The organism is Spiroplasma endosymbiont of Lasioglossum malachurum (assembly GCF_964020065.1).
In the GTDB taxonomy this organism is placed as follows: Bacteria; Bacillota_I; Bacilli_A; order Mycoplasmatales; family VBWQ01; genus Spiroplasma_E.
Map to the genome: position 1 here is coordinate 145,590 of NZ_OZ026534.1, position 16,347 is coordinate 161,936.

A 16,347-nucleotide genomic window follows, 5' to 3' on the forward strand; every position below is an offset into this window, starting at 1 on the left:
ATATAATAAAATAAAAAATTTTATGGGTATTTTATACTATAAAATTTTTTATTTTATTAAGAATTTGAAAAAAATTGCAATAATACAGTTTTATTTATCAAAAAAAATAAATATAATTTTTGATAGATAGAAAAAATGTTGTAAAAGTTTAAATTAAATTTAATTAATTATGTTTATAGGAGGAGCAAAGCATATGGATAATGAAAGTATAGTTATTAATGTACCTTATTTATTTCAAAAAAATAAAGAAAAAAGACAAGAATATAAGCAAAGACCTGAAGTGAAAGTAAGGAGGAGAGAATATGATAAAAAAAGATATCAGCTTATTAAAGAAAAACAGCGAGAGTATAGTAAATTATGATATTGACGCAATAAAGAAAGGCAACAAGAATATAGAAAAAAATGTTATCATCTTAATAAAGAACTGGAACTAAAAAATAGTAAATTATGATATCAACGCAATAAAGAAAAAAAGCAAAAACAAATAGAATTGCAATCTAGTCATGTTTCTACTTTAAAACAAAATTTTGATTTAAGCAGTTTTAATTATGATGATATGTGTAGTGAACAAATAAAAAATATTGCATGAGATGTTTTAGAATTACAACTTTATTCAGAAACACAAGAAACAGAATTAGATAAGTTGTTAGAGGAAATAAAATTTGAATATATGGCTAATGAAGAACAAAGTTCGGTACTAAGTAGTGAAAATTTGTCATCTAATTTAATTTTTGATGATATGTGTGGTGAACAAGTTATAAAAGATGTATTAAATAATTTAGAATTAGATCAATTAAATTTATTAGATAAATCTATTGAACAATTGTTACTTAGTGAAAAAATAGCAGAACAAAACTTTGAATGAAATAATAGTATTCTATTTGTAAGTAATTTAGATAGTGATATTTATGATTATAATTCAGTAACGACACTTATTCCTTAATTAAATTTATTTTTAATTGTTAATGCTGAATTATACTTGTAAGTGCAAGTAAATAAAATTGCAAAAAATTCTCATATAAAAATTTCATAATGCTAAATTTAGTTTAGAAAAAAGTAAGGAGTTTTTATATGAGTTATAAACATCTTGGCATAGATGAAAGGATTTATATTGAGAATCAATTGAAATTTAAATTTAAAATTAGTGAAATAGCTAAAAATCTTAATCGAAGTATTAGTACTATTATTCGAGAAATTAATAGAAATAAAGATAATAATCATTATTTTTCATTAATTGCACAAAATAAAGCTGAAAATCGAAAACAATCACATATTAGTTTTCATAAGTTTAAAAATAAGAATTTAGTAAAATATGTACAACAAAAATTACTATTAGGTTGATCACCTGAACAAATTTATGGCAGAATTAAAAATTTTCATAAAGAGTGAGTTATTAGTTTTAAAACAATTTATACTTGAATTTATTTTGGAATGCTTGATAAAGTTACTAGTAAAAATTTAAGAAGAAAAGGTAAAAAACGAAAATCTAAAGAAAATCGTGGCAAGTTTAATGGTAAATCAATTAAAGAACGAGATATAAATGTTAATGATCGTATAACACTTGGTCATTGAGAAGGAGATACTATATCATCAAGAGGTAAAAGCAAATCATGTTTAATAACTTTAGTTGAAAGAGTATCACGATTTACTTTAGCAATATTAGTTAAAAACAGAACTACTAAAGTTATTAATAAAAATGTCAGTTATTATTTATCAATTCTTCCTAAAAACATTGTTAAAACTATTACTTTTGATCGTGGCAAAGAATTTTCAAATTGACAACAACTTGAAAAAAAATTAGATGTAAAAATTTATTTTGCCAATCCATATTCACCTTGACAAAGAGGTACTAATGAAAATACTAATGGTTTAATTAGAGAAAAATTTCCTAAAAAATTTATTTTTTCAAAAACTAATAAAAATGAAGTTCATAAATTTATATTGTCTTTAAATCAAAGACCGAGAAAAATATTAAATTATCTTTCACCAATCGAATATTTGGATAGAAAAATAATTTAGTTGCACTTACCTTTACAATTTAGCAATTGTTAATTTTTACTTAAACTTAAAAAAATAAAATTTTATAGTTGAATTTTTGGGAAACACAAAGTACTTTTTTAATTACAAAACAAGTCTAGTGTAAAATAATTAGGTATAGGAATATTGGGGGTGTTTATTTTATGGCATTATTAGTGGCACATCGTGGATTTCGTTCTACAGAAGGTGAAAATCGAATCATTGATTTCCAAAATGCTTTGAAAATTTGCCAAGCAGTAGAGTTTGATATTCGATTAACAAAAGATAATAAAGTAATTATTTTTCATGATGATACATTTGAAAGAATTACTAATAATAAAAGTGAGGTTAGTAGTTTATTATATGAAGAAATTATTAATTTGGAATTTTTTAAAAATAATAAAGAATGAATTCCACCATTATTTAATGATTTTATTGAAAAATTAAGTAAAAATTATCAAATGATTAATGTTGAAATTAAAGAAGAAATTAATCGTAAATATACCTCAAATCAACTAATGGTTATTTTTTCAGAAATTAAAAAATTAGAAAAAAAAGTAAAGCTGAAATTATTGTTTCTTCATTTAATCACCAGTTATTAAACGAAATTGTTAAAAGAATTAAATATCCTATGAAAAAAGGTTATTTATTTGAAAATAAAAATGATTTTAGTGAAAGGTATATTAAAAACTTTGATTATTTGCATCCTTCAATTTCCGTAGTTTTAGATTTTGAAATGATTAGTAAGTTAAAAAAATTAAAAAAACCGTTAAATATATGAACATTTAAGAGTGATGAAGAAGCTGTGAAGATAAATGAAATCTATGGTAATCAAGTAGCTGGCTATATTAGTGATAATCCTAAATTATTATGAAAGCAGAAAAATAAATAATGAAGATATTTTTAAGTAAATGTTGAAAAAGTTTTACGCACAACTTGGATAATAAAACTATTTTGATTATTAGCATTTTAGCTTTATCTGATTTATTTGTTTTTAGTGGAGTACTTTATTTACGATATATTATTCCTAACTTTAATCAGTATATTAATTTAAATCAAGATGAGTTTGATTTTGTTGTTGCTATTTATGGTTTTGTTGCTCTTATTTCTAGAATTCCAGGCGGTTGACTTACTGATCGTTTTAGTGCAAAAAAAATAATGATAGTATCACTTATAATAACTGGATTATGTGGTTTATGATGAACATTAATAATTCAACTTAATATGGATAAAAATATACGAATGATTCAATTGTATATTATTTATACAATATGGGGTATTTCGATTGCCGGACTTTTTTGAGCACCACTTTGAAAATTAGTATCACAGAATGTAACAAAAGAACAACAAGGGGTTGCTTATGGTCTTGAAGGCACAGTTTTGGGATTATTTGGTTTAATTTTTATTGCTGGAATTGCAACAGGAATAACAATTTTAACTAAAAATTTACAAAATCAGTATGGTCAAAATGATTTTATTACAAAAATACCATTTTTAGTTTTTGCTTATTTTATTTGTGGTATGGTACTTATAATGGCATTATTAGTTTGAATATTTATTCCTAATAAAAAACGTGAAGAAACAGAAATTATTTGAAAAGAAAAAATAATTTTACTATTTCAACCAATGAAATTTTTGCGAGTTTGACTTTGTGGTATTTTTGTTTTTGGAATGTACATGTTCCAGTCTACTTTTGCATATTATATGAAAGATGCTTTAACAGAAGTTGGTGTTACTGTTGGTGTAGTAACTATTCTTGGTGGAATTCGTTCATATGGTTTAAGATTTTTAGTTGCTAGTCCAATTGGTCGTTGAGCTGATAAGTGAAAGTCTTACGTTTTGGGTTTAATATTTTTATTATTAGTTGGAATGATTGCATGTTCTTTATATGTAGTTATCCCTGGTTGAGGTAATGCTTGATTTTTACAGTCATCAAAAGCAGTTCAAATTTTATTTCAAGTTATAATGTGTTTACTTTTTATGTTTATTGGTTGTGTAGGTTGAGCATTATTGACGTTAAGATTTGTTCAAGTTGGAGAATTACCAATGGAAAAAAATAGTTATGCTAGTACAATATCATTAATTTCTTGAATTGCTTTTACTCCAGATGCTTGATTTAATTATGTTGCTTCAGCCATTGGAAAATTGCCAAATAATTCTTATGTGGTTGATGGTCATCGAAATTATTCATTGCAGGGAATTCAAATTTTATTAATTATTGCTATCGTTTGTGTTTTAGTTGGTTTAATTGCCGGAATAATTATTTATATTTTAAATAAACGAGAGTTAAAGAAACTAAATAAAACTTCATTTCGTTTTCGTGAGTTAGGAAACGTTTAATTATTTAATTAAATTAAATGATAATTTTTTATAAAACTTGAAAATAGTATATTAAAGATTCTTTTATAAAAAGAAACATACCATTATTTATATTTTCTTCTTTTTGGTTTATAATAATTTCATGAATTAGTTTAGTTTGGAGGAAAATATGAATATAATTCAATTAAAAAATTTAACTAAAGAATATTCTCCAAATATTGGTTGTTTTGATATTAATCTTTCAATCAACAAAGGTGAAGTTTATGGTTTTATTGGCCCTAATGGTGCTGGAAAAACTACTGTTATTAGACAAATGATAGGTTTTATTAAATCTGATACTGGCTTTGCAAAGATTTTAGATTATGATTGTTGAAAAGAATCGGCAAAAATTATGGAATCTCTTGGCTATTTAGCTGGTGAAGTAACATTGCCTGATTATATGTCAGGAATTGCTTATTTAAAGACAGTAGCTAATATTAGAAAAAATATTTCTTGGGCATATGTTGAAAAATTAATTAATTATTTTGAACTTGATGCAAAAAGAAAAATTAAAAAAATGTCTAAGGGTATGAAACAAAAAGTAGCGATTATTTCAGCTTTTATGCATAAACCAAAAGTTTTGGTTTTAGATGAACCAACTTCAGGTTTAGATCCTTTAATGCAAGAAAGGTTTAATACTTTAATTAGAAATTCTAAAAATGAAGGTGCAACAATATTTATGAGTTCCCATATTTTTGGCGAAATTGAAAATATATGTGATAAAGTTGCTGTTATTAAAAAAGGGAAAATAATTTCTGAAATATCAATTAAGGAAATACAAAATTCTACTAAGAAAAATTATGAAATTAAATTTTCAACAGTGAAAGATTATAATGATTTCTTAAATAAAAAATGAGATATTATTGAAAAAAATAATATAACAAAAGTTATTAAACTGAATGTTTTAAGTACTAATGTTGATAAGTTTTTAAAAGAATTATCGCTTTATAAAGTTGATAATTTTAAAGAATTACCATTTAGTTTAGAAGAATATTTTATTAAATTTTATAAGGATGAGGTAAATTTTAATGATTAATTTTAGATTTGTTAAATCACAATTTAAAAATATTAAAATTCCATTAATATTATTTTTTATAATTTTATGTATTTTAATAGCTCCCATTTTAACACAAGATTATCTTGCTCCAACTATGACATTAATTGGTGAAGAACATGGAGTATCAGGTTTAGGTGGATTAGGTGGCATGAATTATCTTAATTTTGTTTTTTTTGGTATTCCGGGGTTAATATTAATTTTTTCTTTTAGTTTAATTTTAAATCATATTTTGGTTTCTAAAGAAATTGATAAAGGTTATTTAGCTTCATGATTAACAATGCCAATGTCTAGAAAAACTATTTTAAATTCAAAACTTTTTGTTTTGCTTTTTTCAATATTAATATTATATGGTTCAGTTTTTGTTTTTCAATTAATTATTTTTCCAATTAGATTTCAAGATTTTAAGCTTCAAGAATTTGGATATCTTGTTTTATATAATTTGGGTTTAATATTATTGGCTTTACTTTGAGCATCAATTAATTGAACTTTTATTAGTTACTTTAATAAGTCAGTTATTTCTCTTTCAGTAGCAACATGTATTTCAACAGTATTTATTTTGTTTCAAACAATGACATTATTCTCTTCTATGCCTGGACTTGAGTACCTTAAATATTTTAAATATATGACAATTGCTTCTTTATTTAATTCTCCATTTAAGTTTGGTGATATTCCAAATATAAGACCAGCTCCCGGTGTTACAGAAGTAGCAAAAGCACCGCTTTTTTCTATTAGAGCATTAGATTTTGCTTGACAATATCCAATAATGTTAATAGTACCTCTTGGTTTATTTCCATTAGGAAATTATTTTCTTATTAAAAAAGATTTATCTTTGTAAATTGATAATATTGTTTAATAAATGAGTTTAATAAAAATATCTTTAAAGTTTTAAAGATATTTTTATTTATTTAATGTCAATAAGATATTACCTTTTTATTAAAATTTTTGATTTTAGTTTTTAAATTTTGGTAATTTATTAGAATTATCAATTTGTGAACCAATAGCAAATTCTTCATGACTTGTTACTTTATTTACATTTCATTTTGAAAGATCTTGGTTAAATGATTTGGCTTCTATGAACATTTTTCTCAAAGAAGTTATTTCTGGTGGTAATTAATTAGGTATTTTTTCAATTGTTCTTGGCATATTAACAACTTGAATTTCTCCTGATATATTTTTAAAAAATCCAATTTGACTAATTTCTTTACTATTTATCTTTGATAAATCTTTTTTCATTAGTTGTTATTTGTTTTCCGTTTTTATCAATATAAATTGTGTCTTGTTGTGTTTTATTTTCAATATAATTAGTTATAATATTATTTTTTGAATAAACTAGTTAAATTACCTGTGGTTGTTGCAAGTGTTAAAACACTTAATGTTTTGATTAATGTTTTCATTAAGATCTCCTTTTTTTTGTTTTCCCTAATAACTTCTTAAGTTTAAGAAGTTAATTATAATTTAAGTTGTTTAAAAATAAATTCAATAAGTGTTTAGTTTATGATAGAAATAAAAAATAACTAATTTCATTAATGAAATTAGTTATTTTTAAATATAAAAATTTATTTAAATGGAGAACTATATGGATTGCTATTTGCCCTTCTTTCTCAATGAGAACAACTAGGTGTTTCATTAATTTTGATTTTATTAGTTTCATTCCATGAACTTTTTAACTTTTCACCAGTTTTTAAAACTGTATCAAAAAGTATACCAAAAGTTCCATCATGATAAACAGATGGTTCATTCATACGTACATGCTTTAATTTTTCAAATTCTTGACTTTTTAATGCTTCTCGTTGTTTTCTCTCTTCTTGACAATATGGTCTATTTTTTATTACTTCTATTTGTTTATAATTATTTATTCATATTTTTTCTTCTTTTCGCAATTTTTGTTCTAATGGTCTTATTATCATTTGTTTCAATTACTCGTTCTGCTTCTGTTCTTCAATTTATTTGATCTAATTTTTCTCATTCAAAATATATTTTTTGTTGTAAATATTTCCGATTTTCAGAAGAACTTTTCATTTTTCTTTGGCATTCTTCTATTTCTTTTTTATTTCCTTTAGTTAAATTTTTAAACATTTATGTTTCCCACCTTTTTAAAATAAAAACTCATTTACTTTAAAATAAAGTAATGAGTTTTTTATAAACTAAACATTATTTAGTTCAAGTATATAGGGACTACGTCCCTCGCCACTACGTGGCTCACCCAAATTATAGTTCCAGTAGGTTCACTGGAACTATAATCATTTTTATTTATCTTTATTTTTAGGTTTATCTTTCTTCTTTAAAATATTATCTAATTTATCCAAACCAGCAGATTTAATATCACTATAAGTCATATCAATACTACTTGCTTCTTTAAGATATTTTTTAGGTGACAGTTCACTTTTAAGTTCATGTACATAATGTAAAGCACGCGAATTATACCTTTTTAACCAATGTCTAGGAAAAAATAAGGTCATAGCCATTGCTTCACCACTATAACTTGGAGGCATAATACCTTTTTCATCATTTTCTTTGTTCTACGACGTGAAAACACTACTTTATTATAATCGTCAATATTAGTATATAAATTAATATTAAACACAACAAAAAAAGAATAAAACACGCATTCTTTTAACTTGCACAACATACTCTACTTTTTCTCTTGCTTGTACTGGTATTCTATTAGGGTGTTGTTCAATCAAATACATAGTACCATTAAACATATGACCTATTAATTTACAAAATTGACCTAAACTTTCTTGTTGATTTTTAAACTGCATTCCTAAATCATTAGAATTTATCTTTAATGCTAATTCATCTAAAATTATTAAATCTTGTTCCTCAAAAGCATAATTACTTGCTAACTGATTAAAAGTAAAAACATCATTATAATTAACCAAATAAGAATAACCATTTTTTAATTTAATAGGGAAAGGACTAATTACTCTTTTCTTATGAGTTTGTGCTAAACAACAAGCAAGAGCAGACTTACCAGTTCTTGGAGGTGCTGAAATAATATAACTACCAACTCGTTTTAAAATTTTAACATTACAAATAGTTATACAAATTGGATAAATAATCATAATTAAACCTATAACTAATAACACATAACCATATCAAGGCATAATAAACTCCTAACCTACAATTAAACTAATTGCTCTAACAAACAATCATAAAGGTATAATATTTTCTATTCCACTAACAATATCAACATTTAAAGCAGTACTAATAGTATCTGAAAAAATATGTCGTAATAAACTATCTGTTGTAAAAAGAAACTGTCTTAATGGTTCTACTGGTAAAACTTTACCAACAACGCCATAAAGTAATCACCTAAAAACATTACGTAATTGACCAAAAACATCATATCAACTAACTCGCTCATACTCTGGATTAAAAGGACTAATTGGTGGTACTGGATTAATATCTTGGGCAGAAAAAATATTCATCTGACCAAACTTAACATACAAACCGTTACCACTAGTTAGTGAAGCTAAATCAAAATTAATGGTTAAATGTTTTAAATTTGGAACACGAACTGGCATAGTAACAAAATTATATTTTCCTAAATTATAAACACTATCCTTATCGTTTAATACACCTTTAAAATTATAACGAATATTACCTTCATAATCTAAAAATGAAAATGTATAAACAGAAGAAAAATAACTAAAATTTTGAGCAGAAAGATAAAACATAAAACCTTGAATATAAAAACTTAAAGGTTTTGTAATTTCAAAAGTCAATTTAAAACTTAAATTATTAGAAACATTATTATTTCAAAAAACTAATTCATTAAACTTACCTGATTGTATATAATTATGATTAAATAAAATAAAAGATAATTGTTCTAAATCTTGCTCTGTAAACGTATAATCCGTATATAAATCATTAATTCACCTATCAAAATTACCTACAACATCAGAATGAAATTGAATTGAATAAGGAGTAACAGCAGTTTTATGAATATTAGCAGAAACTAACTTTAAATCGGGTTGCCCAACATCAAAATATGCAGAATTTCATGGAACACTCGCTCAATCATTAAAATCATTATATTTAACAGCTTTAACCATATCCTTAGTTATAGTATAATCACTTTCACTAGGTACATTTGAAACAATCAAAGAAGTTGGTGCTTGAATAGAAGTATTTACAACAAAAAATAACTTGACAAACTTAAATCACATAATTATTTACCAAACAAACATCTTAAAACTCATCATAAACCATAAAATATAATAAATCCAATAAAAAATTCTGTTCCATAAACTACTAAATTTCATAAAATAGTAGTAAATTGGTCAACTGGGCTTCCTATAAACATAGTTCAATAATCAACAATACATTGATGTATTTTATTATAAATATCTCAAACACTCATACTTAACACCTACCCAAATAATGACCTAAAAATAAATTTAATACTACGATAAATAAAATTAAAAAATACACCTAATACTAACCAAAAAGTCAAATTAAACAAAATATAAATATGATTATTGATATTCATTGTATTTAAAAATATACCAATATCCTTTTTAGAAAATATAAAAATAAAATGCAATATACTATTAACAAAATCACTCATAACTAAGTACCTATAAACTTCCCTTTTTTATTTTCAACACCCTTAGCCTTATTTCTTAAACGTTTTCTTTCATGTTGTTTAGCCATTTGCTTACCAACAAATCTTGAACTACCTTTAATATTTCTATAACTTTGCTTTACAGTACCCGATGTAGAAACTGGCTGAATATCAATATTTAAAAAAACTGACATAGCAAACTTTATTAAAAGAATAAAAACAACAAAAGTTCCTAAATTAAAACCTAAATCTGCCATTGGCAAATTTCAAAATTTCATAAAAATTTGTCCAAATAATTCTATAACTTTTGAAATAAAAGCAACACCCATAATAAATTACTCCTATATTATTTTTAATAATTTTAAAATTAATGAAAAAGTAAAAAGTACTAAAATAATTGCTAACAATGGTACTGGCATTGAAACTATTTGTTGTGAACTATCACCAAAAATAAAACTTTTAATAACCAAAGACAAATTATGTAAACCAGAAAAATCAGTAATATAACTTTGCAAAATATTTTGCACAATATTATTTAAAGAAGGTAAACTTTTACCTAATAAAGGAAAAACAAAAATTATTGCAAAAAATAATTTAATCATAACTATTACCTCCTAAAAACCAACTTTAATTTTTTCTATCTAAATCCACGAATAATATGTCCAATAAATTCTTTAATAAATACTAAGACCATCATAAATATTGGAATTAATACCGGTCAATTTGTCATTATAGAATCACCCGCAAATACTCAGTTAAAAACATAACTAAAAGATTCTAATAATTTTTGGCCAATACCTCCAATCATTTCTATTAAAGCACTTAATCCTTTTGGCATACTAATCACCTCCCTCCTCTAATTCTTTTCTTGCTCTTTCTTTACGTTTTTGTTCTTTACAATACCAACAATCTGGGTCAATTACATTGTGTTTTTTATGTTTAAATTTTCAAATTATTTTTTAATAGTACCTTTAAAAGCCCAAGAAGTACCAAGCACAGCCAATATCACAACTATTCATTTAACCATTATTTTTTACTTCCTAAAAAATTATCAAAACTCATATTTTCACTTAATCTTTGTTCAAAATTTCTCTTTGCTTTTTTCTTGTGTAACTTTTGTCTTGACATATTTTTTCATTTATCTTTTTTCATTTTAAATACCACCTAATGTATAAGCATAAGAATAATCCCAGTTTAAACTTGCTCTATCTAAATTAATCTCCGACATACTATCATCATTTAAATCAACATCAATCATACTGTCATTTGTACTTTGATAATCATTAACACTACCATTAATTAATCTTGCTCTTTCACCAGTAAATACTTCTTGTAACTCTGTATTATTATGTGTATTTCCTAATGGCAACAATAAAGTATTTATAATCTCACTTGCTCCGGCAATAATGGTAGGAATAGCAAAATAATTATTAAAATTATTGTTTATACCCATTGCAACACCACTTGAAATCAAACAACCACCAGTAGCCATATTTGCTATTTTTCTTATATTTTCAAATCTATTAGGTATTAACTCAGTTAAACCACTAATAACATTCGCTATACCAAAACTATTTAAAGATATATAAGTATCTCAATCTACAAAAGGTATATCAATTATAGGTTTAACAGTTGTAAACGGTGGATATGTTGGTCTTGGGGGTTCAGTAGGGCAAGGTGGTCAAAAACAAGGTTCATCTCTTAATAAAGCAACTGACTTATCTATATACTGAACAAACTTAGCATAATTAATTAAACCAATTGTTCCTAAACCTAAAAATATCTTTTTATAACTATTAATAACTTTATTTCTAGTAGTAGGTCTTTGATTAATATTTCATATATCAATTCCTAACTTTTTACTAAATAGCTAAATTGTAAAGGTAAGTGCAACTAAATTATCTTTCACCAATCGAATATTTGGATAGAAAAATAATTTAGTTGCACTTACCTTTACAATTTAGCATTTTAATTCTCATTAACCCTAATAAAATTATAATATACAACACAAAATAAATAAAATAATATTTTAATGTAAAACTCTTTTCTTAAAATCTATTTTTTCAACTTTATTACCAAAAACTCTATCAGCCCAAGTCAAAACATCTTTATCTCTTTGAATTAAATAACCTATTTCACTAGTCCGTAAGTAGTGCTTATGTGATAAAGCACTTAAATATACATATCGTTCATAATCTTCATATTCTTTAAAATAATCATTTACAATAGTACTTTCAATAATACCACCAATCATAACAGTATTACCATTACTATCTTTTTGGGTTTTAAAATAAAATACATTTGTTGCATTAAAACTTGCTTTAATTATTTTCTTTAATTAGTATGAAAAGTTATAAAATTAAATTTAATTTTTAAAATAAAAAACTAGTCATTAAAAATATTAATGTTGTTACTAAATTAACAATATATTATAATAACTATTATTATTTAAAAAAAGGAGAATATATGGAAAATAAAGAAAAAATTCCAACAGCTCATATCAAAGCTGCTCGTGATCAAATTGCAAAAGTAGTAATTATGCCAGGTGATCCATTACGTGCTCAATTTATTGCTTCTAATTTTTTACAAGATTGAAAACAAGTAAATAATGTTCGTAATATGTTAATGTTTACTGGAAAATATAAAGGATATAATATTACTATTGCTGCTAGTGGTATGGGTATGCCTTCAATTGGTATATATTCATATGAGTTATTTAAATTTTATGATGTTGACTGTATTATTCGTGTTGGTAGCGCTGGTTCATATCAAAAAGATGTTAAAGTTTATGATATTATTAATACTACTAAAGTATATAGTGAATCTACTTTCGCTAAATATGCTGCTAATATTGATGAAAATCAAATTGAATCTGTTGGTAATATTAGCAAAATTATTAATAAAGTGGCACAAAAAATTGATAATGAATTTGATCAGCAAAAAAATGAAAATTCTTCGTATATAGTAAGTGAAAAAATAAATTTAAGATCGGGTTTAATTCATTCAAGTGATGTATTTTATCGTATTAATGATAATGATTATAAAACTAATCCTTTAATTAGTAAATGCTTAGCAGTAGAAATGGAATCTTTTGCCTTATTTGCTAATGCAAAACATTTAGAAAAAAATGCGGCTTGTTTATTAACAATTTCTGATTCTTTTATTACCGGTGAATCAATTTCAGCAGCATTACGCGAAACTAGTTTTAAAAAAATGATGATTTTAGCTTTAGAATCAGCAGTTGCTTATTATAAAGAAGAGGATATTGATGATAATCTTAGCGATAGAAACTAGTTGTGATGAAACTAGTGTTGCTGTTATTAAAGATAAAAAGGTTTTAAGTAATATTATTGCTTCACAAATTAAGCTTCATCAACAATATGGTGGTGTTGTTCCAGAATTAGCAGCACGAGCTCATAGTGAAAATATTGCTACTGTCTTACAAACAGCAATTGAAAAATCTAACATTTCAATTATGGATATTGATTTTGTTGCTTATACTAATACTCCTGGTCTGGCTAGTTGTTTACACGTAGGTAAAATTATAGCAGAAACTATTGCTGCTTATTTAGAAAAGCCATTGCTTCCGTGTAATCATTTGTATGGACATTTGTATGCTTCTTTAATTAATAATGAATGAGAATTTCCAGTACTTGGTTTATTAGTTAGTGGTGGTCATACACAGTTGATGTTGGCAAATGAACATTTAAATTTCACTATACTTGGTCAAACATTAGATGATGCTGTTGGTGAATGTTATGATAAAATTGCAAGAATGTTAGGTTTAAAATATCCGGGTGGTCCTGAAATTGAACGAAGTGCTAAATTGGGAAAGCCAACTTATAAATTACCATTACCTAAAAATGATAATAGTTTAGATTTTAGTTTTAGTGGTTTAAAATCAGCCTGCGCTAATTTGATAAATAAAGAAAAAGGTAAGTTACAATTTAATAATTTTGCAACTTCTTTTCAAACAACAGTTATTCAAGTATTGATTAATAAAATTGAATTAGCATTAAAAAAACATAATCCAAAAACTTTAGTTTTAGCAGGAGGAGTTAGTGCTAATCAGCAATTAAGATTAGCAGTATTAGATTTAAAAATTAAATATCCAAATTTAAAAATAATTGTTCCAAAATTAGAATACTGTACTGATAATGCAGCAATGATTGGTATTCTTGCAAGTTATCAAATTGAACATAAGTAAGGGTGAACTCATGATTATTGGTATTATTGGTGAAGCGGGAGTAGGTAAGACAACTGCTACAAATTTTTTTCAAAATAAAGGTGCGTATGTTATTTTTGTTGATAAAATTGTTAAACATATTTATACACTAAAAGAAACAAAAAAAGCATTAATTAATGAATTCGGTGATACTTTTATTAATAATGATAAAATAATTAATAAAATAAAATTACGGTATGAAGCATTTCAACACCCTCATATTTTACGTAAATTAGAAAATATTATTTGACCAAAAATGATAAAAATTGTTGAAGAAGATATTATTCGTAATAAAATACACCAAGAATTAATTGTTATTGATTGTGCAGTATTATTTAATGCAAATTTAAATTTATTAGTTGATAAAATTCTTTTAATTGAGGCTGAGGAAGATAAAAAAATCCAACGAATAAAAGAACGTGATAATGTTAATGATTTACAAGTTATTTCATTATTAAATCAACAAAAAAAATATTTAATTTTAAATAAAGATATTGATTTTATTGTTAAAAATAACGGTACTATTAATGATTTTATTAAACAATTACAAAAAGTTGAAAAAAAGTTATTAACAAATAAAGTATAGAGATTAATGTTTTTTTACTTTAAAAAACAATAGTAAAATATATTAAATTATTTTTGTATATTAAAATGAAAATTTTCATAATAAAAAAATTAAGAATAATTTTAAAATAGTTGAGGTTAAAAAAATACATAGTAATGTATTTATAAATTACCAAAATTGTTTTTCTTGTAGTAGAATATTTATACAACTAAATAACAAGGAACTTTAGATGTTCGGGAAAAAGATGAGAATTCTTTGCTGCCCCAGCAACTGTGATGTTGATGAACGTTACAAAACCATTGAAGATAAAACTTTGAGAAGGGTAACAAGTAAAATGAAGCTAAGCCAGTAGACCGGTCTAATTTTTTAAGTAATATTATATTCCTGGGTGTGAATTAATGATTATTTTTAATAATTGCTTTTATTTTTTAATATTTGTAATTTTAATAAAGTAATTTTTAATAATGACAACATCCTTTATATAATATAGGGGATGTTTTTAGTTGTGTAATTAAGTAGAGGGGTAATAATAAATGGCAAAAGATAACAAATATTTTCAACAATCACAGTCACCATTAGAATATATTATGAAAAATTTTAATGGAAAAATGCGGTCTGTAAATTGAAATGTAATCAATGATGAAAAAGATTTAGAGGTTTGAAACCGTATTACTCAAAATTTTTGGTTACCAGAAAAAATTCCTGTTTCTAATGACTTAACTTCTTGAAAAACATTAAATCCAAAATGACAAGAGTTAATAACAAGAACATTTACAGGTTTAACTTTATTAGATACAATTCAGGCAACAGTTGGTGATATCGCACAAATACCTAATTCTTTAACTGATCATGAACAAGTTATTTACACAAATTTTGCTTTTATGGTAGCAGTTCATGCTCGATCATACGGAACAATTTTTTCAACTTTATGTTCTAGTGAGCAGATTGAATCTGCTCATGAATGAGTAATTAATAATGAAAGTTTACAAGCCAGAGCACGTGCACTAATTCCTTATTATACAAGTGATGAGCCTTTAAAATCCAAAGTAGCTGCCGCTTTAATGCCAGGTTTTTTATTATATGGTGGTTTTTATTTACCATTTTATTTATCTGCTCGTAGTAAATTACCTAATACTTCAGATATTATTAGATTAATTTTACGTGATAAAGTTATTCATAATTATTATAGTGGCTATAAATATCAAAGAAAAGTTGAAAAGTTACCAAAAGAAAAACAAGAAGAAATGAAAAAATTTGTATTTGATTTATTGTTTAAATTAATTGATTTAGAAAAGCAATATTTAACAGAATTATATCAAGAATTTAATTTAGCTGAAGATGCTATTAAGTTTAGTTTATATAATGCTGGTAAGTTTTTACAAAATTTAGGATATGATTCACCTTTTAGCGAAGAACAAACAAGAATTAAACCAGAAATTTTTAATCAATTATCAGCTCGAGCTGATGAAAATCACGATTTCTTTTCAGGTAATGGTTCATCTTATGTAATGGGCATTACTGTAGAAACGCAAGATGAAGATTGAGAATTTTAATTT

Annotated in this window: 25 protein-coding genes and 1 riboswitch; of the genes, 11 read left to right on the plus strand and 14 right to left on the minus strand. The window is 24.5% G+C overall.

What is annotated here, in order from left to right; translation table 4 throughout:
• Positions 1-193 precede the first annotated feature (193 nt).
• The 7 genes from AACK95_RS00810 (at position 194) to AACK95_RS00840 (ending at position 6,266) form a co-directional block, all read left to right on the plus strand.
• Positions 194-943: a hypothetical protein gene (locus AACK95_RS00810; protein WP_338980385.1), complete on the plus strand. Its 750-nt coding sequence runs from the start codon at positions 194-196 to the stop codon at positions 941-943.
• A gap of 128 nt (positions 944-1,071) precedes the next feature.
• Positions 1,072-2,019, plus strand: coding sequence for an IS30 family transposase (locus AACK95_RS00815; protein ID WP_338980387.1), 948 nt, complete (start codon positions 1,072-1,074; stop codon positions 2,017-2,019).
• A gap of 161 nt (positions 2,020-2,180) precedes the next feature.
• On the plus strand, positions 2,181-2,618 hold the full coding sequence (locus AACK95_RS00820) for a glycerophosphodiester phosphodiesterase (RefSeq protein ID WP_338980388.1): 438 nt from the start codon (positions 2,181-2,183) through the stop codon (positions 2,616-2,618).
• Between the two features lie 29 nt (positions 2,619-2,647).
• Positions 2,648-2,908: a hypothetical protein gene (locus AACK95_RS00825; protein WP_338958078.1), complete on the plus strand. Its 261-nt coding sequence runs from the start codon at positions 2,648-2,650 to the stop codon at positions 2,906-2,908.
• A 44-nt stretch (positions 2,909-2,952) separates the two neighbouring features.
• On the plus strand, positions 2,953-4,356 hold the full coding sequence (locus tag AACK95_RS00830) for an MFS transporter (RefSeq protein ID WP_338980389.1): 1,404 nt from the start codon (positions 2,953-2,955) through the stop codon (positions 4,354-4,356).
• Between the two features lie 148 nt (positions 4,357-4,504).
• Complete coding sequence (locus AACK95_RS00835) at positions 4,505-5,410, plus strand: ABC transporter ATP-binding protein (RefSeq protein ID WP_338980390.1); 906 nt, start codon at positions 4,505-4,507, stop codon at positions 5,408-5,410.
• Complete coding sequence (locus AACK95_RS00840) at positions 5,403-6,266, plus strand: ABC transporter permease (protein WP_338980391.1); 864 nt, start codon at positions 5,403-5,405, stop codon at positions 6,264-6,266. The genes AACK95_RS00835 and AACK95_RS00840 overlap by 8 nt, the downstream gene beginning before the upstream one ends.
• 113 nt (positions 6,267-6,379) lie before the next feature.
• On the opposite strand, the gene AACK95_RS00845 is transcribed toward AACK95_RS00840, so the two are convergent.
• The 14 genes from AACK95_RS00845 to AACK95_RS00910 all read right to left on the minus strand — a co-directional run bounded on the left by AACK95_RS00845 (position 6,380) and on the right by AACK95_RS00910 (position 12,255).
• On the minus strand, positions 6,380-6,511 hold the full coding sequence (locus AACK95_RS00845) for a BspA family leucine-rich repeat surface protein (RefSeq protein ID WP_338958066.1): 132 nt from the start codon (positions 6,509-6,511) through the stop codon (positions 6,380-6,382).
• A 30-nt stretch (positions 6,512-6,541) separates the two neighbouring features.
• Positions 6,542-6,664: a hypothetical protein gene (locus tag AACK95_RS00850; protein ID WP_338958064.1), complete on the minus strand. Its 123-nt coding sequence runs from the start codon at positions 6,662-6,664 to the stop codon at positions 6,542-6,544.
• Positions 6,665-6,987: 323 nt separating this feature from the next.
• Positions 6,988-7,347, minus strand: coding sequence for a hypothetical protein (locus AACK95_RS00855; RefSeq protein WP_338980392.1), 360 nt, complete (start codon positions 7,345-7,347; stop codon positions 6,988-6,990).
• On the minus strand, positions 7,280-7,507 hold the full coding sequence (locus AACK95_RS00860) for a hypothetical protein (protein ID WP_338980393.1): 228 nt from the start codon (positions 7,505-7,507) through the stop codon (positions 7,280-7,282). Before AACK95_RS00860 ends, AACK95_RS00855 begins: the two co-directional genes overlap by 68 nt.
• 170 nt (positions 7,508-7,677) lie before the next feature.
• On the minus strand, positions 7,678-7,923 hold the full coding sequence (locus AACK95_RS00865) for a hypothetical protein (RefSeq protein ID WP_338980394.1): 246 nt from the start codon (positions 7,921-7,923) through the stop codon (positions 7,678-7,680).
• 84 nt (positions 7,924-8,007) lie between these two features.
• Positions 8,008-8,538: a hypothetical protein gene (locus tag AACK95_RS00870; RefSeq protein WP_338980395.1), complete on the minus strand. Its 531-nt coding sequence runs from the start codon at positions 8,536-8,538 to the stop codon at positions 8,008-8,010.
• A 9-nt stretch (positions 8,539-8,547) separates the two neighbouring features.
• Positions 8,548-9,603 carry a hypothetical protein gene (locus AACK95_RS00875; RefSeq protein WP_338980396.1) on the minus strand — a complete coding sequence of 352 codons (1,056 nt, stop codon included), beginning with the start codon at positions 9,601-9,603 and terminating at the stop codon, positions 8,548-8,550.
• Between the two features lie 2 nt (positions 9,604-9,605).
• Complete coding sequence (locus AACK95_RS00880; RefSeq protein ID WP_338980397.1) at positions 9,606-9,797, minus strand: hypothetical protein; 192 nt, start codon at positions 9,795-9,797, stop codon at positions 9,606-9,608.
• 209 nt (positions 9,798-10,006) lie between these two features.
• Positions 10,007-10,330, minus strand: a complete 324-nt coding sequence (locus tag AACK95_RS00885; RefSeq protein ID WP_338980398.1) for a hypothetical protein — start codon at positions 10,328-10,330, stop codon at positions 10,007-10,009.
• Between the two features lie 12 nt (positions 10,331-10,342).
• A complete protein-coding gene (locus AACK95_RS00890; RefSeq protein WP_338980399.1) occupies positions 10,343-10,603 on the minus strand; it encodes a hypothetical protein in 261 nt (86 codons plus the stop codon).
• A gap of 35 nt (positions 10,604-10,638) precedes the next feature.
• The gene (locus AACK95_RS00895) at positions 10,639-10,839 is read right to left on the minus strand and encodes a hypothetical protein (protein WP_338956925.1); all 201 of its coding nucleotides are present in this window, start codon (positions 10,837-10,839) and stop codon (positions 10,639-10,641) included.
• 188 nt (positions 10,840-11,027) lie between these two features.
• A complete protein-coding gene (locus AACK95_RS00900) occupies positions 11,028-11,153 on the minus strand; it encodes a hypothetical protein (protein WP_338980400.1) in 126 nt (41 codons plus the stop codon).
• Between the two features lies 1 nt (position 11,154).
• Complete coding sequence (locus AACK95_RS00905; protein WP_338980401.1) at positions 11,155-11,493, minus strand: hypothetical protein; 339 nt, start codon at positions 11,491-11,493, stop codon at positions 11,155-11,157.
• Between the two features lie 537 nt (positions 11,494-12,030).
• Positions 12,031-12,255, minus strand: coding sequence for a hypothetical protein (locus AACK95_RS00910; RefSeq protein WP_338980402.1), 225 nt, complete (start codon positions 12,253-12,255; stop codon positions 12,031-12,033).
• A gap of 212 nt (positions 12,256-12,467) precedes the next feature.
• Here AACK95_RS00910 and AACK95_RS00915 point away from each other — a divergent pair, with 212 nt between their 5' ends.
• From AACK95_RS00915 to nrdF, 4 genes are all read left to right on the plus strand, one after another.
• Positions 12,468-13,295: a purine-nucleoside phosphorylase gene (locus tag AACK95_RS00915; protein WP_338958059.1), complete on the plus strand. Its 828-nt coding sequence runs from the start codon at positions 12,468-12,470 to the stop codon at positions 13,293-13,295.
• The gene (gene tsaD, locus AACK95_RS00920; RefSeq protein WP_338980403.1) at positions 13,270-14,208 is read left to right on the plus strand and encodes a tRNA (adenosine(37)-N6)-threonylcarbamoyltransferase complex transferase subunit TsaD; all 939 of its coding nucleotides are present in this window, start codon (positions 13,270-13,272) and stop codon (positions 14,206-14,208) included. Before AACK95_RS00915 ends, tsaD begins: the two co-directional genes overlap by 26 nt.
• Before the next feature lie 10 nt (positions 14,209-14,218).
• Entirely contained in the window at positions 14,219-14,812 is a 594-nt protein-coding gene (coaE, locus tag AACK95_RS00925) for a dephospho-CoA kinase (RefSeq protein WP_338980404.1), read from the plus strand.
• A 189-nt stretch (positions 14,813-15,001) separates the two neighbouring features.
• Positions 15,002-15,167: riboswitch (cobalamin riboswitch) on the plus strand.
• Between the two features lie 157 nt (positions 15,168-15,324).
• Complete coding sequence (gene nrdF / locus AACK95_RS00930) at positions 15,325-16,344, plus strand: class 1b ribonucleoside-diphosphate reductase subunit beta (protein WP_338980405.1); 1,020 nt, start codon at positions 15,325-15,327, stop codon at positions 16,342-16,344.
• The last annotated feature ends 3 nt before the right edge of the window (positions 16,345-16,347 follow it).